The sequence below is a fragment of the Luteimonas flava genome (genome assembly GCF_036584485.1).
GTDB classification, from domain to species: Bacteria; Pseudomonadota; Gammaproteobacteria; order Xanthomonadales; family Xanthomonadaceae; genus Luteimonas; species Luteimonas flava.
Genome location: NZ_JAZHBM010000002.1, coordinates 301,467 through 321,091 on the forward strand (window position 1 = coordinate 301,467; position 19,625 = coordinate 321,091).

General features: G+C 69.5%; 18 protein-coding genes and 1 pseudogene. 8 read left to right on the forward strand and 11 right to left on the reverse strand.

Annotated features, from left to right (window positions below; genetic code table 11):
• Positions 1-6: 6 nt before the first annotated feature.
• The gene (locus tag V3391_RS08410; protein ID WP_332078751.1) at positions 7-186 is read right to left on the reverse strand and encodes a hypothetical protein; all 180 of its coding nucleotides are present in this window, start codon (positions 184-186) and stop codon (positions 7-9) included.
• 123 nt (positions 187-309) lie between these two features.
• Here V3391_RS08410 and dinB point away from each other — a divergent pair, with 123 nt between their 5' ends.
• A complete protein-coding gene (gene dinB / locus V3391_RS08415; RefSeq protein ID WP_332077986.1) occupies positions 310-1,377 on the forward strand; it encodes a DNA polymerase IV in 1,068 nt (355 codons plus the stop codon).
• Positions 1,378-1,520: 143 nt separating this feature from the next.
• Here dinB and dinG read toward each other — a convergent pair whose 3' ends face one another.
• The 3 genes from dinG to V3391_RS08430 form a co-directional block, all read right to left on the reverse strand.
• Complete coding sequence (gene dinG / locus V3391_RS08420; protein ID WP_332077987.1) at positions 1,521-3,683, reverse strand: ATP-dependent DNA helicase DinG; 2,163 nt, start codon at positions 3,681-3,683, stop codon at positions 1,521-1,523.
• 103 nt (positions 3,684-3,786) lie between these two features.
• Positions 3,787-4,587 (reverse strand): DUF2884 family protein, encoded by an 801-nt coding sequence (locus V3391_RS08425; protein WP_332077988.1) that lies wholly within the window; start codon positions 4,585-4,587, stop codon positions 3,787-3,789.
• A 100-nt stretch (positions 4,588-4,687) separates the two neighbouring features.
• Entirely contained in the window at positions 4,688-5,137 is a 450-nt protein-coding gene (locus tag V3391_RS08430) for an Rrf2 family transcriptional regulator (RefSeq protein WP_332077989.1), read from the reverse strand.
• 117 nt (positions 5,138-5,254) lie between these two features.
• On the opposite strand from V3391_RS08430, the gene V3391_RS08435 reads away from it, so the two are divergent.
• Positions 5,255-6,160 carry an NAD(P)/FAD-dependent oxidoreductase gene (locus V3391_RS08435; RefSeq protein ID WP_332077990.1) on the forward strand — a complete coding sequence of 302 codons (906 nt, stop codon included), beginning with the start codon at positions 5,255-5,257 and terminating at the stop codon, positions 6,158-6,160.
• 46 nt (positions 6,161-6,206) lie between these two features.
• A complete protein-coding gene (locus V3391_RS08440; RefSeq protein WP_332077991.1) occupies positions 6,207-7,226 on the forward strand; it encodes a serine hydrolase domain-containing protein in 1,020 nt (339 codons plus the stop codon).
• Here V3391_RS08440 and V3391_RS08445 read toward each other — a convergent pair.
• From V3391_RS08445 to V3391_RS08460, 4 genes are all read right to left on the reverse strand, one after another.
• A complete protein-coding gene (locus V3391_RS08445) occupies positions 7,223-7,531 on the reverse strand; it encodes a hypothetical protein (protein ID WP_332077992.1) in 309 nt (102 codons plus the stop codon). The genes V3391_RS08440 and V3391_RS08445 overlap by 4 nt on opposite strands.
• Before the next feature lie 31 nt (positions 7,532-7,562).
• Positions 7,563-10,316, reverse strand: coding sequence for a PAS domain-containing protein (locus V3391_RS08450; RefSeq protein WP_332077993.1), 2,754 nt, complete (start codon positions 10,314-10,316; stop codon positions 7,563-7,565).
• 120 nt (positions 10,317-10,436) lie between these two features.
• Positions 10,437-11,144 (reverse strand): DUF72 domain-containing protein, encoded by a 708-nt coding sequence (locus V3391_RS08455; RefSeq protein ID WP_332078714.1) that lies wholly within the window; start codon positions 11,142-11,144, stop codon positions 10,437-10,439.
• A complete protein-coding gene (locus tag V3391_RS08460; RefSeq protein WP_332077994.1) occupies positions 11,144-11,764 on the reverse strand; it encodes a flavodoxin family protein in 621 nt (206 codons plus the stop codon). The genes V3391_RS08455 and V3391_RS08460 overlap by 1 nt, the downstream gene beginning before the upstream one ends.
• Before the next feature lie 186 nt (positions 11,765-11,950).
• On the opposite strand from V3391_RS08460, the gene V3391_RS08465 reads away from it, so the two are divergent.
• The 4 genes and pseudogenes from V3391_RS08465 (at position 11,951) to V3391_RS08480 (ending at position 15,055) form a co-directional block, all read left to right on the forward strand.
• The gene (locus tag V3391_RS08465; RefSeq protein WP_332077995.1) at positions 11,951-13,153 is read left to right on the forward strand and encodes an MFS transporter; all 1,203 of its coding nucleotides are present in this window, start codon (positions 11,951-11,953) and stop codon (positions 13,151-13,153) included.
• An 80-nt stretch (positions 13,154-13,233) separates the two neighbouring features.
• A pseudogene (locus tag V3391_RS08470) lies at positions 13,234-13,740 on the forward strand (pyridoxamine 5'-phosphate oxidase family protein); the annotation flags it as partial.
• Between the two features lie 299 nt (positions 13,741-14,039).
• Positions 14,040-14,600, forward strand: a complete 561-nt coding sequence (locus V3391_RS08475; RefSeq protein WP_332077996.1) for a DUF6630 family protein — start codon at positions 14,040-14,042, stop codon at positions 14,598-14,600.
• An 86-nt stretch (positions 14,601-14,686) separates the two neighbouring features.
• On the forward strand, positions 14,687-15,055 hold the full coding sequence (locus V3391_RS08480; protein WP_332077997.1) for a hypothetical protein: 369 nt from the start codon (positions 14,687-14,689) through the stop codon (positions 15,053-15,055).
• A 45-nt stretch (positions 15,056-15,100) separates the two neighbouring features.
• Here the strand turns inward: V3391_RS08480 and V3391_RS08485 are convergent, their stop codons facing one another.
• Complete coding sequence (locus tag V3391_RS08485) at positions 15,101-16,183, reverse strand: endonuclease/exonuclease/phosphatase family protein (RefSeq protein ID WP_332077999.1); 1,083 nt, start codon at positions 16,181-16,183, stop codon at positions 15,101-15,103.
• Positions 16,184-16,349: 166 nt separating this feature from the next.
• On the opposite strand from V3391_RS08485, the gene V3391_RS08490 reads away from it, so the two are divergent.
• Positions 16,350-17,330 carry a bile acid:sodium symporter family protein gene (locus V3391_RS08490; protein ID WP_332078000.1) on the forward strand — a complete coding sequence of 327 codons (981 nt, stop codon included), beginning with the start codon at positions 16,350-16,352 and terminating at the stop codon, positions 17,328-17,330.
• 57 nt (positions 17,331-17,387) lie between these two features.
• Here the strand turns inward: V3391_RS08490 and V3391_RS08495 are convergent, their stop codons facing one another.
• Positions 17,388-18,383, reverse strand: a complete 996-nt coding sequence (locus V3391_RS08495) for an aldo/keto reductase (protein ID WP_332078001.1) — start codon at positions 18,381-18,383, stop codon at positions 17,388-17,390.
• A gap of 28 nt (positions 18,384-18,411) precedes the next feature.
• The gene (locus V3391_RS08500) at positions 18,412-19,590 is read right to left on the reverse strand and encodes a mechanosensitive ion channel family protein (RefSeq protein WP_332078002.1); all 1,179 of its coding nucleotides are present in this window, start codon (positions 19,588-19,590) and stop codon (positions 18,412-18,414) included.
• Between the last annotated feature and the right edge of the window lie 35 nt (positions 19,591-19,625).

A 19,625-nucleotide genomic window follows, 5' to 3' on the forward strand; every position in this document is an offset into this window, starting at 1 on the left:
GCGGCTTCAATGGCCCTTGCGGCCCGAGCCGGATTGCTTGCCGCCGCCATCCTGCTTGTTGACCGTGGCCCAGGCGATGCGCTCGGCATCCGCCTTCGACCGGCCCTTGTCGCGCTCCGAAGCCTCCACGTGTTCAGCCTGTCGTTTCTGCTTGTCCGTGTAGGACGATTTGTCGCCGCGGGGCATGACACTGCTCCCTCGATGGGAGCAGAAAGCCTGCGCCGGCAATCGTGAGCAGCGGGTCGAATCCGCGTGCAGGAATCGTGGACCGGACGCAGTCAGTGCGACCGGAACGACGATAATGCAGCGGTGCGCAAGATCCTCCACATCGACATGGACGCGTTCTACGCTTCGGTCGAACAGCGCGACGATCCGTCGCTGCGCGGGCGGCCGGTGGTCGTGGCCTGGCGCGGCGCACGCTCGGTGGTCTGCGCGGCGTCGTATGAAGCCCGCCCGTTCGGGGTGCGCTCGGCGATGCCGGCCGTGACCGCCGAGCGCCTGTGCCCGGACGCGGTGTTCGTGCCGCCGGATTTCGCCCGTTACAAGGCCGTGTCGCGGCAGGTGCGCGAGATCTTCCACGCGCACACCGATCTGGTACAGCCGTTGTCGCTGGACGAGGCCTATCTCGATGTCACCGATCCGAAGATTCCCTCGCCCAGTGCGACGGCGACCGCGCAGGCGATCCGCGCGCAGATCCGCGAAGCGACGCAGCTGACGGCCTCGGCCGGCGTGGCGCCGAACAAGTTCATCGCCAAGATCGCCTCGGACTGGAACAAGCCCGATGGGCTGTACGTGGTGAAGCCGGCGCAGATCGACGCGTTCCTGCTGCCGCTCAAGGTCGGCCTGATTCCCGGCGTCGGCAAGGTCATGGAGAAGAAGCTGGCCGAGCTCGGTGTCGCCACGGTCGGCGATCTGCGCGGCCTGTCGCGCGAGACGCTCGAGCGGCGCTTCGGCACGTTCGGGGTGCGTCTGCACCAGCGCGCACTCGGCATCGACGACCGGCCGGTGGAACCGGACCAGCCGGTGCAGTCGATCTCGTCCGAGGACACGTTCGAAACCGATCTGCCGCTCGAGGCGCTGGCGCCGATGATCGAGCGGCTCGCCGAGAAGACGTGGGCGGCGACGCGCAAGACCGCGCGTGTCGGCCGCACAGTGGTGCTGAAGCTCAAGACCTCGCAGTTCCGCATCCTCACGCGCAGCTTCACGCCGGATGCGCCGCCCGCGTCGCAGGCGGAACTGACGCGGATCGCGCTGGCGTTGCGCGAGCGCGTGGAGCTGCCGGCGTCGACGCGGTATCGACTGGTCGGTGTGGGGATCGGCGGATTCCGCGAGCCGGATGAGCTGCCGGTGCAGGCGGGGTTGTTCGAGGAAAGCTAGGCGTCGTTGTACCTTCCGCAGCGCCGCGCCCTCACCCGACGCGCGATGCGCGTCGACCCCGGATCGAGTCCGGGGCAGGCGCTCTCCCAGAGGGGGAGGTTTCCAAATCGAAAGCGGAATATGCGCTGTGTTGCGGGCTGCGCTCAGCCGATCACACGCTTGAACGGCGGCAGCGCATCGAGGATGCGTTTGCCGTAGCGGCGGTTGAGCAGGCGCGAGTCGAGGATCACCACGCGGCCGGTATCGGTCGAGGTCCGGATCAGGCGGCCAGCGAACTGGGTCAGTGTGCGCAACGCGTGCGGAATCGCGATCAGGTTGAACGGATTCTGCCCGCGCGCTTCGAGCCACTCGCCGAGCGTCGCCGTCTGCGGATCGGTCGGCACCGCGAACGGCACCTGGGTGATGACGACCGTCGTGCAGGCCTCGCCCGGCAGGTCCAGACCTTCGCCGAACGAGTTGAGGCCGAACAGCACCGAGCCCTTGCCGGCGGCGACGCGTTCGAGGTGGGCTGCGACGACCTGCGACTTGTTGCCGCTGCTCTGCACCTGGATCGCGCCGCGGCGCGAGGCCGGCATCAGTTCGGCGACCTTCTCCATCTTCCAGCGCGAGGTGAAGAGCACCATGCTGCCTTTGTGCCAGTCGAGCTCGCGCGCAAGCCATTCGGCGACGGCCTTCGGGTGACCTTCGCGATCGTCGGGCGCCACCGGGAACTGCGGCACCACCAGCTGCGCCTGGTTCGGCAGATCGAACGGCGACGGCAGCGAAGCGGTCTCGGCGTGATCGGGCAGGCCGGTGTCGATCGCGAACGACTGGAAATCGCCGCCGCCGGTCAGCGTGGCCGAGGTCATCACGACCGAATCGATCTCCTTCCACAGCAGGGTGCGCAGCACGTGCGCGGCCGACACCGGCGAGCAGTGCAGGGCGAGATCGCCATCGCGTGTCGCGGTGACCCAGCGCGCCATCGGCGGTGCGCCTTCGCGGTCCTCGCGTCGCCAGCCGGTCCACAGCTCGTGCTGCTGCTCGACCATCTCCAGCGCCATGCCGAGACTGCGCTGCAGCTTCTCGCGCGCCGGGTCTTCCTGCTTGGTCCGCGCAACGGCCTGCTGCGCGGCGTGCACCCAGTTGAACAGGGCGCGCGTGTCGTCGCCGAGGGTTTCGATCGCGGGCGCCCAGTCCTCGGGCAGACGGCCGAGCGGTGCGCGCCACATCGGGTCGCGGTCGCCGGGCTCGGGCTGCCAGACGCGGTCGACGTCGAGCTGGAACGCCTTGAGCCCCTTCGACACGCGCGATGCGAGTTCGATCGCCTCGTTCGGCAGCAAGGTGCCGATGCGTTCCTTGTCGACCAGCCGATAGCTGCCGGCGATCAGGATCTGCATGCGGCTGGTGCGCTTGGCCATGTCGGCCAGCGGCAGGCGCGCCGCGCCCTGGTCGATCGCGACGTTTGCCACGTGGTGGCCCTCGTCGAGCACCAGCAGCATCTCGCTTGGCGGCGCCAGCAGCGGCTGGCCGTTCTCGATGTCGCCCATCGCGAGCGACGACAGCAGCAGCGCGTGATTGGTCACGACGATCTGCGCCTCGCGCACGGTGTTGCGGACTTTCAGCACCGGACACTGCTGGGCGAAGCTGCAGCGGCGCCCGGCGCAACTCGATGCGGGCGTGGTGATGCGCGTGCGCAATGCAGGCGACACGGGTTCGGGCGCCGTGTCGAGATCGCCGTCCCATTGCCGGTCCGCATGCGCTTCGAGCAGGCGCCGCGCAGCGTCCACTTCATGCGGCGCCAGCGGGCGATCGTAGAGCTGGCGCTCGTAGTCGCCGCCCTCGTCGGGCCCGGCGCCATCGAGCAGCATCGTGCCCTGGCTGTGCTCGGCGTGCAGTTCGGCGGCGTTGCGCGTGCACAGGTACCGCGTGCGGCCCTTGGCCAGCGCGACGCGGGCCTCCAGCCCGGTCGCGGCGAGGAATGCCGGAATGTCGCGTTCCACCAGCTGCGACTGCAGCGCCACCGTCCCGGTGCTGATCACCAGCTTCTTTTTCGTCGCCAGCGCGATCGGCACGCCCGCGGTCAGGTAGGCGAGCGACTTGCCGACGCCGGTCGGTGCTTCGGCCACGCCGATGCCGCCCGAGGTCGCGAGCGCGCGCGACACCAGCCCGATCATCGCGCTCTGCGAGCGGCGCGTACTGAAGCCCGGCGTGTTCGCCTGCAGCTTCGCGTACGCGGCGCGGATGTCGGCCTTGAGCGCGTCGTTCAGCGCGCGCGGCGGCGCGTCGGCCGCGGGTGTGGCCGGCGAGGTGGAGTCGGAATCGCCCATGCGCCCATTGTCCCACGCCGCGTCGCGTGGACCGAGATCGGGATGCTGAACGCTCTCGACGCGATTGCCGGCGGAAGGCAGACGCGAGCGTGTCGCATGGCGATCAGGGCGTGGACCGTGTCCTGGACACCGACGCATCGGCGTCGCCGCGCGGCGCGTCTTCCAGCATCACCAGCCGCTGGCCGTCGAGGCGGTAGTCGAGTGCGGCCTGGATCGACTGCAGTTCGCGCACCTGCGTGCACAACGCGTCAGCCTGCGCTTCGAGCGCGGCACTGCGCGCTTCGATCCTGCGGTCGAGATCGGCTTCCATGCGTTCGGCGCGCGCATCCATGCGGTCGGCGCGGCCCGTGAACACCTGCCACATCACACTGCGACCGAGGCTGCCGGTCATGCGTTCGGCCGCGTCCTCGATGCGCGATTCGAAGCCGTCGCCGAACACGTCCTGGTCCCAGCGCCCGGTGCCGAGCGTGGCGTCGATGTAGCCGAGCGCGTCGGTGCGGTAACGCTCGACCTGGCGCACCTTGCGCGCACTGCCGGTCATCACTTCGACCACCCCGGCCAATGCATCGAACGCGATACCAGTGCTTTCGCGCGCCACCGAGGTGACCTGCGGCATCAGCGTGCGCGCACCCGATTCCAGCCGGCGCAGCCGCGCGGCATCCGCGGCGCTGACGGTCTGCAACGCGCGGTCCACGCTGAGCGTGCCGTCGTGGAAGAAGATCTCCTTCGGCACGCCGCTGTCGCGATAGAGCCACACGCCGCCGGTATCGACGAGCACGTTGTACGGCGTCGAGATTTCGCACTGGTCGGAGGACAGCCGGGGTGTGGTGTCGCCGTCGGACGCGTGCACCGTGAGCGACGCGACGAGCAGGCCTGCGACGAGCGCGGCGCGATGGACGGACATGGGCAGCATTCCCGGTTGCATGGCCGCGAGCATCGGGCCATTACGGCGCGGCATCGCGTGCTTGAAGTCACGGTGGCGCGCAGAGCGCCGGATTCGAGAATCAGCGCGCGCCGCGGCGGCGTCCGCCGCTCGCCAGGCGCTTCTGGAAATCGGCGGCGATGTCGGCCAGCGTCACCGCGGCCAGACGTGCGCGGAGCAGCGCTTCGGCGTCTGCCATCGCATCGCTGAGATGGGCGTTGACCGCCTTCTCCACCAGACAGTCCGGGTCGTCGTTCGCCAGGCCGAACGCGAACGGAGCGGGCGATCCCAGCGCTGCGTGGATGTCGAGCAGGCTGATGTCGGCGAGCGGCGTCGCGAGCGACCAGCCGCCGCCGTGGCCTTTTTCCGATCGCACGTAGCCGTGGTCGCGCAGTCCAGCCATGGTCCGACGCACGACGACGGGATTGGTGCCCAGCATCGCCGCGATCTCCTCCGACGTCGCGCGGCCGTCGGCCTCCGCCAGATGGATGAGCACGTGGAGCATGCGGCTGAGGCGGCTGTCGGGGCGCATGGGGCAGGCAACGGAGCGGGCGGTCACGATACCGCAGTCGTGTCTCGACACTTATCGAGTTGCATGAAGTGAGCCAGGCGCGCATCATGAAACAACTCAAGTGACGTGAGGTGTGCGATGCGATACGACACGGTGATCGTGGGGGGTGGCAGCGCCGGGCTGTCGGCGGCACAGGCCATGGCGCGTGCGCGGCGCCGGGTGCTGGTGGTCGATGCGGGCCAGCCGCGCAACCGGTTCGCAGACGCCGTGCACAACGTGTTCGGCCACGACGGCACGCCGCCGGCCACGCTGCTGGCGCAGGGCCGGGCGGAGCTGCTGCGCTATCCCACGGCGACGGTCATCGCGGGGGAGGCCATCGAGGCCGGCGCGGATGCAGACGGGTTCTCGCTCGTGCTCGCGGACGGACAGACGGTGCAAGCCCGCACGCTGATCCTGGCCGGCGGCGTGCGCGATGTGCTGCCGCCGCTCGACGGTCTGCAGGCGCGCTGGGGCCGCAGCGTGCTGCATTGTCCGTACTGCCACGGCTTCGAGGTGGCGGGCCGCGCGCTGGGGGTCTTCGCCGGCGATGCGATGGGCCTGCACCGCGCGCGGATGCTGCCCGACTGGGGCCCGACGACCTGTTTTCTCGAGGACGGTTTCGAGCCCGACGCCGACGACGCGCGCAAGCTCGCGAACCGTGGCGTGACGCTGGAACGCGTACCGGTCGTCGAACTGCTCGGCGATGCGCCGGCGCTGGACGGCGTGCGTCTGAGTGATGGCCGCAGCATCGCGATCGAGGCGCTGTTCGTCGGCTCGCGTGTCGAACCGGTCGACGGTCTGGCCGAGATGCTCGGCTGCGCGCAGGACACGGGTCCGCTGGGTCCGCATCTGCGCGTGGACGCGTTCAAGCAGACGAGCGTGCCCGGCGTGTTCGCGGCCGGCGATCTGAGCCAGCCGATGCACAGCGTGCCGCTCGCGGTGGCGTCGGGACTGCTCGCGGGCGTGGGCGCGCATCAGGCCCTGATCGCGGCCGACGCCGCCTGAGCACGGGTTTCATCGCGGGTTGCAGCGTCGCGTCGATACTCGAACGATGCATCGCATCCTCGCCCTGTTACTCGCTTCGCTGCTGGTCGGCGGCATGAGCGCTCAGCCCGCATCCGCGCAGACGCTCGCGGCCGCACGCGGCACAGCGCTCGACGCCGTGCTCGACGATGCGAGTGCGATGATGCCGCTGCGCACGGTGCTGGTCGCACGCGACGGCGCACTGATTGCCGAGCGTGGCTACCGGGGCGCGTCGACCACGCGGCCGGCGAACATCAAGTCGGCCTCGAAGACGGTGATGTCGGCGCTGGTCGGCATCGCGATCGAGCGCGGCCTGCTCGACGGCGCGGACCAGCCGGTCGCGCCGCTGCTGGCCGATCGTCTGCCGGCCGATCCCGATCCCCGCCTGGCCCGGGTCACCATCGGCCATCTGCTGTCGATGCAGGCCGGGCTGCAGTCCACGTCCGGTCGCGGCTACGGGCGCTGGGTCGGGCAGCGCGACTGGGTGCGCGATGCACTCGCGCAGCCCTTCGTCGATACGCCGGGCGGCGGCATGATCTATTCGACCGGCTCCACGCATCTGCTGTCGGCGGTGCTCGCCAAGGTCGGCGGCAAGCCGGTACGCACGCTCGCGCGCGAATGGCTGGGCCCGCAGGCCGGCTTCGCGATTGCGTCCTGGGATACCGATCCGCAGGGCCTGCATTTCGGCGGCAACCAGATGGCGATGACGCCGCGTTCGCTACTGGCGTTCGGCGAGCTCTACCGCAACCACGGCCGCGCGGCGTCGGGTGCGCAACTGGTGCCAGCGAGCTGGATCGCGCAGTCGTGGGTCGTGCGCACGCATTCGGTCTACACCGGCGACGGCTATGGCTACGGCTGGTTCGCGCGCCGGGTCGGCGGGCACGACGTGCGTTACGCGTGGGGTCACGGTGGGCAGATGCTCTACATCGTGCCGTCGCTGAATCTCACCGTGGCGATGACCTCCGACGAGACCACCGTCGCCGGCTCCGGTCACCTCGCGCAGCTGAACGCCCTGCTGGGCCGGATCATCGAAAGCCAGGCGGTCTAGCGTCTGCGGTGCGTCGAGGCAGGCGCGGGGCGACGGTGGGTCGCCCATGCGGCGCGGTCGGCATGGCGCGCGGCGTAACGCTCGCGCAGATGCCGGCTGATGCAGCTCGACAGGCCGCGGCCGGCGCGCGCGGCGGCGCAGGCGGCCGTGAACAATCGCGGGCCGATGTCCTGCCGGCGGTAGTCGTAGACCACGCCGTCCACGAATTCGACCGACAGCGTGTCGCCGGTGATCGCCCACGCGCGCACGCCGCTGCCGCCGTGGCGGTTGCCGTAGGGCTGAAGCCGGAGCGCGGGGAAGGGCATCGTGGCGCGTGGACGACCGCCGCCGCGGCGATCAGGCCGCGTTCTGGATCGCCGCGTTCGCCGATTCCACGCTCGCCGCGAGCTCGTGCTGGCGGAACGGCTTGCTGAGGATCGTCAGGCCCGGATCGAAGTCGGCCATGCTGGTGTAGCCGGACACGATCACGATCGCGGTCTCCGGCAGACGTGCACGTACGGTGCGTGCGAGTTCGGCGCCGGTCATGCCCGGCATCAGATGGTCGGTGACCAGCACGGCGGGCGTCAGGCCATCGTCGAGCGCGCGCAGCGCCTCCTCGGCGGAGCTGGCCTCGACGATGCGATAGCCCATGTCCTCGAGCGCGTCGGAGGTGCACATGCGCACCGAATCCTCGTCGTCGACCACCAGTGCGGTGCCGCGGTTGTCCCCAGTGATGCTCACGGTCGTGTCCTCGTCTTCGGATGTGGCGCCGGGGTGCGAACCCACCGGCAGCCAGAGATGGATGGTGGTGCCGGCGCCGGGCGTGCTGTCGATCGTCAGGCGGCCGCCGAGCTGCGAGGCGAGCCCGTGCGCCATCGACAGGCCCAGGCCGGTGCCCTTGCCGATGCCTTTGGTTGAGAAGAACGGCTCGATCGCGCGCTGGCGCGTCTGCTCGTCCATGCCCACGCCGGTGTCGGCAACCGACACCACGACGTAGCGGCCGGGCGCGATGCGCGCGTCATCGGACACGCGGGCATTGCGCGCGCCGAGCGTCAGCGTGCCGCCTTCGGGCATTGCGTCGCAGGCGTTGACGCTGAGATTGAGGATCGCCATTTCCAGCTGGTTCGGATCGGCCACCGCGGGCAACAGATCGTCAGCGATGTCGAGCACGAGGCGCACGCGCGGGCTGCTGGAACTGTCGACCAGTTCGGCCATGCCCGAGACCAGCGTCGCGACGTCGACATCCAGCGTCTGCAGCGGCTGCCGGCGCGCGAACGACAGCAGGCGCTGCACCAGCGTGGCCGCGCGATCTGCGGACTGGCGGGCGACGCCGAGCATGCGCGCGCGGCGTTCGGTCTTTGCGTCGGGATCGGAGGCGAGATCGAGTGCGGTGACGATCGGGGTGAGCAGATTGTTGAAGTCGTGGGCCACGCCGCCGGTGAGCTGGCCGATCGCTTCGAGCTTCTGCGACTGGCGCAGCGCTTCTTCGGCAGTGCGTCGATCGGTCGTGTCGATCGCTTCGGGCACTACGGCGATGATGCGGCCGTCTTCCCGGATCGGTCGCAGCGACAGATCGTGGCTGCGCCGCCCGCCCGGCAGATCCAGCTGGATCTCGTCGCGCACGGTCTCGCCGGCCGCGGCGCGTTCGAACATCGCGCGGATCCGGGCCGGCATGCCGGGCGTTCCGCTGAACCACGGCGTGTCCCACAGCGGCACGCCGACCAGATCCTCGAAACCCGCGCCGATGGCGTCGAGCACAGGCCGGTTGGCGTCGGTGACGATGCCCTCGGGCGTGCACATGCCCTGCAACTGGTAGCTGGTTTCGAACAGCGTGCGCAGCTGCGCCTGCGAACGGGCGAGCGCGTCGGCGGCTGCGTTGATGTCGGTGACGTCGCGCGCGCTGCAGTAGTAGCGCCCGCCCTCGGGCGTCGCCACCCACGACAGCGTGCGCAGGCCGCCGGCGCGCGTGCGCCAGCGGTTCTCGAAGCGCAGCACCGGCTTGCCCGCACGCAGGGTGTCGAGCACGGACTGCGTCACCAGGTGATCGTCGGGGCTGACGTGGTCCATCCAGCGATGGCCCACGAGCGATTCGACCGGCCAGCCCAGCAGCTGTTCCCAGGCCGGATTGACGGTTTCGATGATGCCGTCGGGATCGACAACGGCGAGCAGATCGGGCGTGACCTGCCACGTCAGCGAGCGTTCGCGTGCGCGTTCGATGACCTGGCGTTCGAGGTTGCTGTTGAGACTGCGGAGCTCCGCCTCGCGCGCCTGCAGCGCGAGGTCCGACAGATGCCGGGCGGTCACGTCGACGCCCTGGACGAAGATGCCGACGACGTCCTGACCGTCGTTGATCGGCTGGAACACGAAATCCACGTAACGCTCGGCCGAGGCGCCACCGGGCGTGGTCTGCACGATGTACTGCGCACCGTCCGCCGAGAACGCCTTGCCGCTGCGATAGACCTCGTCGAGTAGGGTCAGATAGCCCTGCCGGACCGCATCGGGCAGCGCATCGACGACGCGCTTGCCGAGCACATCCCCACGATCACCGATCAGCGTCTGGTAGGCGGGATTGAGATATGCGAACACATGCTCGGGGCCGGTCAGCATCGCCATGAAGGTCGGTGCCTGCTGGAACATGCGGCCCAGCTGGGCCACATCGGCGCGCAGGCGACGCTCGTTCTGCACCTTGCGGGTGACGTCGGTGGTGATGTTGAGCAGGCCGATGACCTGGTCCTGCTCGTCGCGGACCGGCGAGTACGAGAAGGTCCAGAAGGTCTCTTCGGGAAAGCCGTTGCGCTGCATCGTCAGCGGCATGTCCTCGTGCAGCGTGGGCACACCGGCGAACACGCTGTCGACGAGCGGGCGGATGTCGTTCCAGACGTCGGACCAGATCGTCTGCAAGGGCTGGCCGAGCGCGTGCACTTCCTTGGCGCCCAGGTGGGGCGCGTAGGCGTCGTTGTAGAACAGCGTCAGCTCCGGGCCCCAGCACAGGCACATCGCGAAGCGCGATTCGAGCATCAGGCCCATCGCGGTGCGCAGCGATTGCGGCCAGCCGCTGATCGGACCGATCGACGTCGTCGACCAGTCGTGCGCCGCGATGCGCTGCGCCATCACGCTCGATCCGGGCAGAAATTCGGGCTGGGTGGCGGGCGCGTCGGACGTCACGAAGGGTGCGGCAGTGTGAGGACGGCGCATCCTGCCACAGGGTGTCGTGGTGACGTGATGAGGAGGTCAGCGCAGGCGCGTCTGCAGTGCGGCGGCGTTCGGAATCGCGTGTCCGGCGGCGGTGTTGTCGAACACCACCCAGGCATCGTTTGGCCCGGCGCGCACCGCGATCGCGATCGCGTCGAGCGCTTTGGCGTCGTAGTCGCTGTAGTAGATCTTCGGCTGGCCGTGCCAGCGCCAGTAACCGAAGCGCGCGCTGCCGCCCGGCCGCGCGTCATCCCCGTGACGGGCGGGATCGGCGGCCACGCGCGCAACATGGTGCCGCGCCAGCAGCGCATCGGCCTGCGGCACGAGCCAGCTGGCGTGTCGCGCCTCGCAGGCCACGCGACCGGGCCAGCGCCGCGCCAGCATCGCGAAGAACGTGGCCGCGGTGCGGGCGTCGAAGGCCACGCTCGGCGGCAGCTGCACCAGCACGCAGTCCAGTTTCTCGCCGAGGCCACTGGCCGCAGCGAAGAATGCATCGAGCGCGGCGCCGCAGCCGGCCAGCCGCGCGTCGTGGGTGACCGTCTTCGGCAGCTTGATCGAGAAGCGGAAGCCGGCGGGCACGCTGTCGGCCCAGCGGGCGTAGGTCGTGGCGCGATGCGGCCTGTAGAAGGACGAGTTGATCTCCACCGCATCGAAACGCGTGGCATAGCGGGCCAGCATGCTGTCGCCGGCGCCGAACAACGCCGCGTCGCGGGATGCGATCGACCAGCCCGCGCAGCCGATGCGGATCACCCGTCGCCGCGCTTCAGCTTCGGGTAGGGCTGGGCCTGCAGCACCCGGGCGAGATGCACCGCGTTCGAGGCGATCGTGGCGATGGTCTCGGCGACCTTGTCCGGCGTCTGCTTCAGATCCTTGTAGTCGACCGCGCCCATCGCCTCGCCGACCCAGTACGGCGGGCTGCCGCCGGGAATCGTGAAGCCGACATCGGTCAGCCCCTGGTAGAGCTGCGCGCAGACGTGATGGGCGCCGTCCTCGTTGCCGACGACCGCGGCGACAGCGACTTTGCCGAACGTCGGATACACGCCGTCGTCGTCGATCTCGCCGAGCACCGCGTCGAGCCGTTCCATCACGCGCTGGGCGATGCTCGAGGGGTGGCCCATCCAGATAGGCGTCGCCACGACCAGGATCTCCGCGTCCATGATCCGCTTGCGCAGTTCGGGCCACTGGTCGCCATCGCCTTCGTCGGCGCGCACGCCCGGCTTGACGTCGTAGTCGGCGACGCGCGCGCTGCCGGTCTTGGCGCCATGGCCGGCGATCGCCTCGAGCAGTTGGTCGAGCAGCTTCTGCGTCGACGATGGCGCATCGCCGGATTTGAGAGTGCAGTTCAGGCCGAACGCGGTGATGGACATGCGCGGACTCGCAACGGACAGGGGACGTGGACTGTCCAAGGCAGAGCGTCCAGTCGCCGTCATCGCGTCGCGTTCAGGCCTGCGTCGCTGAACCGTCGGTGCCACTGCAACGCTGTGGTCGACGCGTGCCGGTGACGCTGATGTTGCGATGCACAATAATGGTCAGTCCTGTACCGGAGACCGGCCATGGCCCCCGCACCGGCGCTTCCCGATCGCCGCACACGCACCCTCATCCTGTTCGCGCTGGCGATGGGCGGCTTCGCGATCGGCACCAGCGAATTCGCGATGATGGGGCTGATGCCGAACCTCACGCGCGGCTTCGGCGTCGACGAGCCCGCGGTCGGCCATCTGATCAGCAGCTATGCGATCGGCGTCGTCGTCGGCGCACCGCTGCTCGCGATCCTCGGCGCGCGTCTGCCGCGTCGTCGCCTGCTGCTGGCGCTGATGGGCTTCTATGCACTCGGCAATCTGGCCAGCGCGCTGGCGCCGAACTACGAGACGATGCTGGTCGCGCGCTTCGTCGCCGGCCTGCCGCATGGTGCGTACTTCGGCGTGGCGATGCTCGTGGCCGCGTCGGTCAGTCCGCCCGCGCAACGCGGCGCCGCGGTCAGTCGCGTGCTACTGGGACTGTCGATCGCGATCCTCGTCGGCAATCCGCTGGCGACCTGGCTCGGCCAGCAGCTGAGCTGGCGCTGGACGTTCGCGCTGGTGTCGGTGCTGTCGGTGCTGACCGTGGTGCTGGTCGCGCGCTTCCTCGCGCCCGATCCCGACGAGCCTGCGCAGACGCCGATGCGCGAACTGCGCGCGTTCAACACCTCGCAGGTCTGGTATGCGCTGCTGATCGGCGCGATCGGCTTCGCCGGCATGTTCTGCGTCTTCAGTTACCTCGCGCCGACGCTGATCAACGTGACGCGTGTGGCGGAGTCGTGGATTCCGGTGGCGCTGGCGGCCTTCGGTGTCGGCGCGATCCTCGGCAACATCGCCGGCGGCTGGCTGGTCGATCGCCTGCAGTTCCGCGCGGTGCCGGTGATCCTGGGCTGGTCGCTGCTGGTGCTGCTGCTGTTCCCGCTCGCGACCGCCGCGCCGTGGTCGATCCTGCCGGCGATCGTCGCGGTCGGCACGATGGGCGCGCTGGCCCCGGTGCTGCAGACGCGGCTGATGGATGTCGCCGGCGACGCGCAGACGCTCGCCGCCGCGTCCAACCATGCCGCGTTCAATACCGCGAACGCGCTCGGCCCGTGGCTCGGCGGCATCGCGATCAGCGCCGGACTGGGCTGGACGTCGACGGGTTACGTCGGCGCTGCCACCGCAGCCGCGGGTCTGCTGATCTACGCCTGGGCGCGTCGCGTCGAACGGCGTCGCCAGCCAGAGGCGCCCTCGACCTGCTGACCCGTCGACGCGTCGCCTTCACGTCCGTCGCCCGCCGCGCTGCCGACACTGCGCGCTGATTCCTGACGGGAGTGCGACACATGGCAACGCGAAGCAGCAAGGGCGCGAAGGACGCGCAGACGATCGCGAAACTGATCGAGGACATCGACATCACGATGTTCACCACCGTGGGCCCGGGTGGCTATCTGGTGAGCCGGCCGCTGTCGACGCAGAAGGCGCAGTTCGACGGTGAGCGCGTGTGGTTCTTCGTCGCCTCCGACAGCCCGAAGGTCGCCGAGATCGCGCGCAATTCGAAGGTCAACCTGGCCTACGCGTCCAAGGGCCGCAACACCTACGTGTCGATCACCGGCGATGCCTACGTCAACGAGGACCCGGCGAAGATCGAGGCGTTCTGGAACGATGCGCTCAAGGCCTACTTCCCGCGCGGCGTCAACGATCCGAAGCTGACGCTGATCGAAGTGCAGGCGCACACCGCCGAGTACTGGGACGGCCCGGGTTCGCTGATCGGCAAGGCCATCGCCTTCGCCGTCGCGCGCGTGACCAAGCGCGAGGAAGTGATGGGCGAGAACCGCATCGTCAATCTGCGCGGCCCCAACAAGACCTCGAAGCTGCCGCCGTCGCACGCCGATGCCCTCGGCGGTGCGAAGAAGGCCGCGAAGAAGACCACGAAGAAGGCGGCCAGCAAGGCCGCGACGCCGAAGCCAGCTGCGAAGCAGGCGACCGCGGCCAAGAAGGCCGCGACGCAGCGCACCGCCAGGACCGGAAAGCGCGCGGTCAAGAAGACCGCTGCGCGAAGCTGAGCCGCAGGCCCGGTCCGATGGCGCTCCGGTGTGCCGCGGCCCGGTTGCCGCGGCACACTACGCCGCCCGATCTTCCGAGTCCTGCCATGGCCGCGCACGAACACGAGTTCGATCCCGACGACAACTTCGCCTTCGGCGCGCCCGAGCGGGACGATGGCGAGGACGATGCGCACGAGGGCGATCTCGAAGCGATCGCATGGCAGTGGCTGCTGCGCATCAACCCCGGCGACGAGGACGCGGCCACCCAGCAGTTCCAGGCATTCCGCGAAGCGCTCGGCGCCGACGACGTGCAGGACGCCGTGCAGGCCGCGCTCGAATCCGCCACCGACTGGCGCGCGAGTTTCCGCGTGCCCGAGGACGAGCGCGCGACCCTGATCGATGCGATCGACACGCTGGCCGAACGTTTCCGCGTGGAGATCGACTGGGGCGTCGAAGATCCGACCGACGACGTCGCGCTGGGCAGCGCCTCCACCCACGCCCTGCTCGACACCGCCTACGACCAGCTGCGCGTGGCCGGCTACACGCTGTGGACCTGGGATACGGGCGACGACAGCGTCGCCGGCGTCATGGCGCCGCGCGACGACGACGAGGGCATGCGCGTCATCGGCCACGCGCTCGGACTGGACGTGCGCCCCGGCGCTGGCTGAACTTCTGGCTGAACGCGCGGTTTGAACACGCCGTTCGCGGAATCCCTGTTACGGTGCCGCTGTCCGTCACCGCATGGGAGGGTGCGATGGACAGCCGAACCGTCTACACCGCATGGGGCTGCGCCTTGTCGCTGGCCGCCGTGTGCATGGCGCCGGCCTGCGCAACGGGGCCGGATGCGAGTGCGAGCGTCGAGCCGCCGAGCGCGGTGCTCGATACCGACCAGCGGGCCGCGTGGCTGCAGCCGATCCCCACCGACCGCCCGATCCGCCGCATGTCGGCGCTGAAGACCGAATACCGCCGCATTCGCGAACTGCGTCGCGAACAGATGCAGCCCGAGTACGAACGCCGTCTGGCGACGGCCGGTGAGGAAGCGGCCGAGGCCTGGCGCCAGGAAACGCTGAAGAACATCGCCCGGCGTGACCTGCGCGACCTGCGGGCACGTCTGGAGCGCTGACGCGACGCATTCGCCGGGTCGGGGCGCCGGCCCCACGTCGATGCGTCAGCGCTGGATATCCGGCGCCGCGTCCGTGGCGCCCGACTGCGCCACCGCAGCGTTCGCATCGGCATGATCGTCCGCGTCGGCATCGAGGCCGGCGTCGGCGTCGTTCTCGCCCGGGGACAGCGCGAGTTCGACCAGGATCGGAAAGTGGTCCGAACCGATGTCCGGCAGCCGCTGCATGCGCACCAGCGTGAAGTGCTTGCTGTGGAACAGATGGTCCAGCGGCCAGCGCAGGCCCGGCAGCTTCGCGTGGAAGGTGTTGTACATGCCGCGGCCGATGCGCGGATCGAGCAGGCCGCTGAGCTTGCGGAACAGCCGCGTGGTGCGTGACCACGCCACGTCGTTGAGGTCGCCGGCGACGATCACCGGCAGCGTCGCGTCGTGCGCGGCGCGACCGACGATCACCAGTTCCGCATCGCGATCCACCGAGCTGTCGGACTCGGTCGGACTCGGCGGGCGCGGGTGCAGGGCATGCAGGGTGATGCGCTGGCCGCCGTCGAGCGCCAGCGTCGCGTGGATCGACGGGATGTCGTCCTCGACCAGATAGCGGATTTCCGCATCGTGCAGCGGCAGGCGCGAGTACACGTGCATGCCGTAGAGATTGTCGAGCGGGCAGCGCAGCACGTGCGGCAGCGCGTCGGTCAATACTTCCAGCTGCGCTTCCCACCAGGCGTCGGTCTCGACCGCGATCAGCACGTCGGGCGTCTGCGCGCGCACCACCGCGATCAGCGGATCGGCGTTGCGGTTGGTCGTCAGCACATTGCTGGCCATCAGCCGGATGCGCACGGGCGCATCGGCCGGCGCGTCCTCGACCTCGACCTGCGCCATGCCCGTGTATGGGATGATCCACCACGCCTGCCACAGCATGCAGGCCGCATTGACGATGACGACCGCGATCGTCCACGGGTCGTCGATCGGATGGAGCACGAGCTGCAGCACCAGGATCAGCGCCGACAGCAGCAACAGCTGCAGACGCGGGAAATCAAAACCGCGGATCCACCACGCGCCGCTGCGGATGGTCGGCATCAGGGTTGCGACGGCCAGCAGTGCGGTGACTGCGGCGAAGGTGAGGGTCAGCATCATGCGTGGGGCGGCGGCGGGAGCCGCACTATGAACACGCGCGCGCTGCCATCGTGTGAACCCGGGACGCGCCGTTGCGTCGCCGCCGCTGGCCGCGGGTGGCGACGACTGCGACCATAGCCGGCCCGGCGCGCCGCAGCCGGTGGCAACCGACGTCGGAGTTTGTCGCATGTCCCTGCGTTCGCGCATCGATCCGTTCACCCTGTTGCTGCTGGCGACCGTCGCGCTGGCGTCGCTGCTGCCGGTGCAGGGCCGTGCGGCGGCGGTCATGGACGTGGTGACGAACATCGCGATCGCCGCGTTGTTCTTCCTGCATGGCGCGCGCCTGTCGCGCGCGGCGATCCTCGCCGGTGCGTTGCACTGGCGCCTGCATCTGACGATCCTCGCGTGCACGTTCGTGCTGTTCCCGCTGGTCGGACTGCTGGGCAAACCGTTGTCGGGCTGGCTGCTGACGCCCGAGCTCTACGTCGGCGTGCTGTTCCTGTGCGCGTTGCCGTCGACGGTGCAGTCGTCGATCGCGTTCACGTCGATGGCCGGCGGCAACGTGCCGGCCGCGGTGTGCAGCGCGTCGCTGTCGAGCCTGCTCGGCGTGGCGCTGACGCCGCTGCTGATGGCGCTCCTGGTCGGCAGCGCCGAAGGTGCCATGGCGCATCCGTTCACTGCGGTCGGCAAGATCATGCTGCTTCTGCTGCTGCCCTTCGTCGCCGGACATCTGCTGCGGCCGGTCGTCGGGGGCTGGGTCGAACGCCGCCGCGCGGTGCTGCGCTGGACCGACCAGGGCACGATCCTGCTGGTGGTCTACACCGCCTTCAGCGCGTCGGTGATCGAGGGCCTGTGGCGCGAGACGCCGGTGTGGACACTGGTCGCTGTCGCCATGGTCTGCGCGCTGTTGCTGGGCATCGCGATGCCGCTGATCATGTGGATCGCCCGCCGGCTCGGCTTCGACCGCGCCGACGAGATCGCGATCGTGTTCTGCGGTTCGAAGAAGAGTCTCGCGACCGGCCTGCCGATGGCCAAGGTGATGTTCGCCAGCGGCGGACTCGGTGCGATCGTGTTGCCGGTGATCCTGTATCACCAGATCCAGCTGATCGTCTGCGCAGTCGTGGCGCGGCGCTACGCCGAGGGCACGGCGAAGGCCGCCACGCGCTGAGTTTCTGTGGGTAAAACCGGACGCGCCCCGAGGTGCGCGCCCCGCACGACCACCGCCTCAGCGGTTCAACGCGCCCATGCCCGCTGCGGGATAGCGCGTTCCCGATGCCGCATCCGGCGGAAAAATCGCATCGATGCGGGCCAGATCGTCCTCGGTCAGATGGATGTCGAGCGCGGCGATGTTCTCGTCGAGGAAGCCGATGCGCTTGGTGCCCGGGATCGGCACCAGATCTTCGCCTTGCGACAGCACCCACGCGAGTGCGAGCTGGCCCGGGGTGACGCCGTAGTCCTGCGCGATCGCCTGCACCGATTCGACCAGCGCGAGATTGCGGTCGAAGTTCTCGCCCTGGAAGCGCGGCGAATGGCGGCGGTAGTCGTCCTCGTCGAAGTCTTCGACGTTGCGGATCGTGCCGGTCAGGAAGCCGCGGCCCAGCGGCGAATACGGCACGAAGCCGATACCGAGCTCGCGACAGGCGGTCAGCGTGCCGTTGGTCTCGGGATCGCGCGACCACAGCGAGTACTCGCTCTGTAGCGCGGCGATCGTGTGGACCTTGGCCGCGCGCCGCAGCGTGTCGGCCGAGGCTTCGGACAGACCCAGGTGCCGCACCTTGCCCTGCTCGACCAGTCGCGCCATCGCGCCGACGGTGTCCTCGATCGGCACTTCAGGATCCACGCGGTGCTGGTAGTACAGATCGATCGTTTCGATGTTGAGCCGCTTCAGGCTGGCCTCGCAGGCCTGCTGCACGTACTCGGGCCGACCGTTGATGCCACGCGCATGCGGATCGGACGGATCGAGCTGGATGCCGAACTTGGTCGCGATGAAGACGTCGTCGCGGCGGCCGTCGATCGCGCGGCCCACCAGCGTTTCATTCGTGTGCGGGCCGTACATGTCGGCGGTGTCGAGCAGGGTGATGCCCTGGTCCAGCGCGTGCTTGATGACGGCGATCGCGTCGGCATCGCTGCCGCGGCCGCCGTAGAACGCGCTCATGCCCATGCAGCCGAGTCCGATTGCGGAGACGGTGGGGCCGCCGAGGCCGAGGGTGCGGGTCTTCATCGCGGGTCTCCGTCGTGAATGCGAAGGCTCACTGTGCCGGTCGGGATGGCAAGCCCGTGTCGAGATGCGCGTCGAGCGCCGTCTCCGTGGCGGCTTCGGCGCCGGGCGAGCGGGTGCTGGCGTGGTCCACCGGCGCGACCGCATGCGTCGCCGCGCGACGTGCATCGCCATCGGTCACCTCGTTGCGCACGCGCGGCAAGGCCTGCGGGTGGTGGGCATCGAGAAAGGCCAGCATGCCTTCGCGCACGGCGCAGCGCAGGTCGAACAGTTCACCGGAATTGCGCGCGCTGACCAGCAGCCGCACCTCGATGGTGTGTTTGTCGGTCTCGGTGATCTGGGTCACGCAGACGCGGCGGTCCCAGCGCGGATCGGCCTCGCAGATGCGCTGCAGTTGGTCGCGGATCGCCGGAATCGGCGCGCGGTGGTCGAGCCACAGGAACACCGTGCCGAGCAGCTGTGCGCTGGTGCGCGTCCAGTTCTGGAAGGGATTGGAAATGAACCACTGCAGCGGCACGACGAGACGGCGCTCGTCCCAGATGCGCACGACCACGTAGGTTGACGTGATCTCCTCGATGCGACCCCACTCGCCCTCGACGATCACCACGTCGTCGAGCCGGATCGGCTGCGCCAGCGCGATCTGCAGACCGGCGATCAGATTGCCGAACACCGGCTGCGCGGCGACGCCGGCGATCAGGCCGATGATGCCGGCCGATGCCAGCAGGCCCGCGCCGACCTGGCGCACCTGCGGAAACGTCATCAGCGCCAGCGACACGCCGACCAGCACCACGCCGGCCTGGATCACACGGCTGATCACCCGCGCCTGGGTCTGGATGCGCCGCGCGGCGAGATTGTCTTCCACGTCGACCGGATGCTCGAGCAGGATGCGTGCCTCGATCGCGCCGACGACGCGTGCGCCCAGCCAGGTCAGGCACAACATGCCGCCGATCGCGATCCAGTGGCGCAGCTGGCCGAGCAGGTCCGGATCGATCGGTGTGGCATCGAGTGCCAGCGACAGGAACAGCAGCGGCAGCGCGACCGCGGCCGGCACGGCGACGACCTGGGCGATCCGCGCACGCATGTGCTCGTGGGCACGTCGACTGGCGACGCGTGCGAGCGCACGCAGGCTCCAGTGCACGACGATGCCGAGGATCAACGCAACCAGCAGCGGCCACGCGATGGCGGCGAGATGGATCCATTCGGAGGACATGGCGGTCTCGTCGACGGCGGGTCAGTGTGCGGCGA

Coding starts and splice junctions, on each gene's coding strand:
- V3391_RS08430 (WP_332077989.1), bottom strand. CDS start 5,137: ATGCGCCCCGACAGCCGCCTCAGCCGCATGCTCCACGTGCTCATCCAT.
- V3391_RS08480 (WP_332077997.1), top strand. CDS start 14,687: ATGGACAGCCGAACCGTCTACACCGCATGGGGCTGCGCCTTGTCGCTG.
- V3391_RS08460 (WP_332077994.1), bottom strand. CDS start 11,764: ATGTCCATCACCGCGTTCGGCCTGAACTGCACTCTCAAATCCGGCGAT.
- V3391_RS08425 (WP_332077988.1), bottom strand. CDS start 4,587: ATGTCCGTCCATCGCGCCGCGCTCGTCGCAGGCCTGCTCGTCGCGTCG.
- V3391_RS08500 (WP_332078002.1), bottom strand. CDS start 19,590: ATGTCCTCCGAATGGATCCATCTCGCCGCCATCGCGTGGCCGCTGCTG.
- V3391_RS08465 (WP_332077995.1), top strand. CDS start 11,951: ATGGCCCCCGCACCGGCGCTTCCCGATCGCCGCACACGCACCCTCATC.
- V3391_RS08490 (WP_332078000.1), top strand. CDS start 16,350: ATGTCCCTGCGTTCGCGCATCGATCCGTTCACCCTGTTGCTGCTGGCG.
- dinG (WP_332077987.1), bottom strand. CDS start 3,683: ATGGGCGATTCCGACTCCACCTCGCCGGCCACACCCGCGGCCGACGCG.
- V3391_RS08435 (WP_332077990.1), top strand. CDS start 5,255: ATGCGATACGACACGGTGATCGTGGGGGGTGGCAGCGCCGGGCTGTCG.
- V3391_RS08450 (WP_332077993.1), bottom strand. CDS start 10,316: ATGGCGCAGCGCATCGCGGCGCACGACTGGTCGACGACGTCGATCGGT.
- V3391_RS08445 (WP_332077992.1), bottom strand. CDS start 7,531: ATGCCCTTCCCCGCGCTCCGGCTTCAGCCCTACGGCAACCGCCACGGC.
- V3391_RS08485 (WP_332077999.1), bottom strand. CDS start 16,183: ATGATGCTGACCCTCACCTTCGCCGCAGTCACCGCACTGCTGGCCGTC.
- V3391_RS08475 (WP_332077996.1), top strand. CDS start 14,040: ATGGCCGCGCACGAACACGAGTTCGATCCCGACGACAACTTCGCCTTC.
- V3391_RS08410 (WP_332078751.1), bottom strand. CDS start 186: ATGCCCCGCGGCGACAAATCGTCCTACACGGACAAGCAGAAACGACAG.
- V3391_RS08440 (WP_332077991.1), top strand. CDS start 6,207: ATGCATCGCATCCTCGCCCTGTTACTCGCTTCGCTGCTGGTCGGCGGC.
- V3391_RS08495 (WP_332078001.1), bottom strand. CDS start 18,383: ATGAAGACCCGCACCCTCGGCCTCGGCGGCCCCACCGTCTCCGCAATC.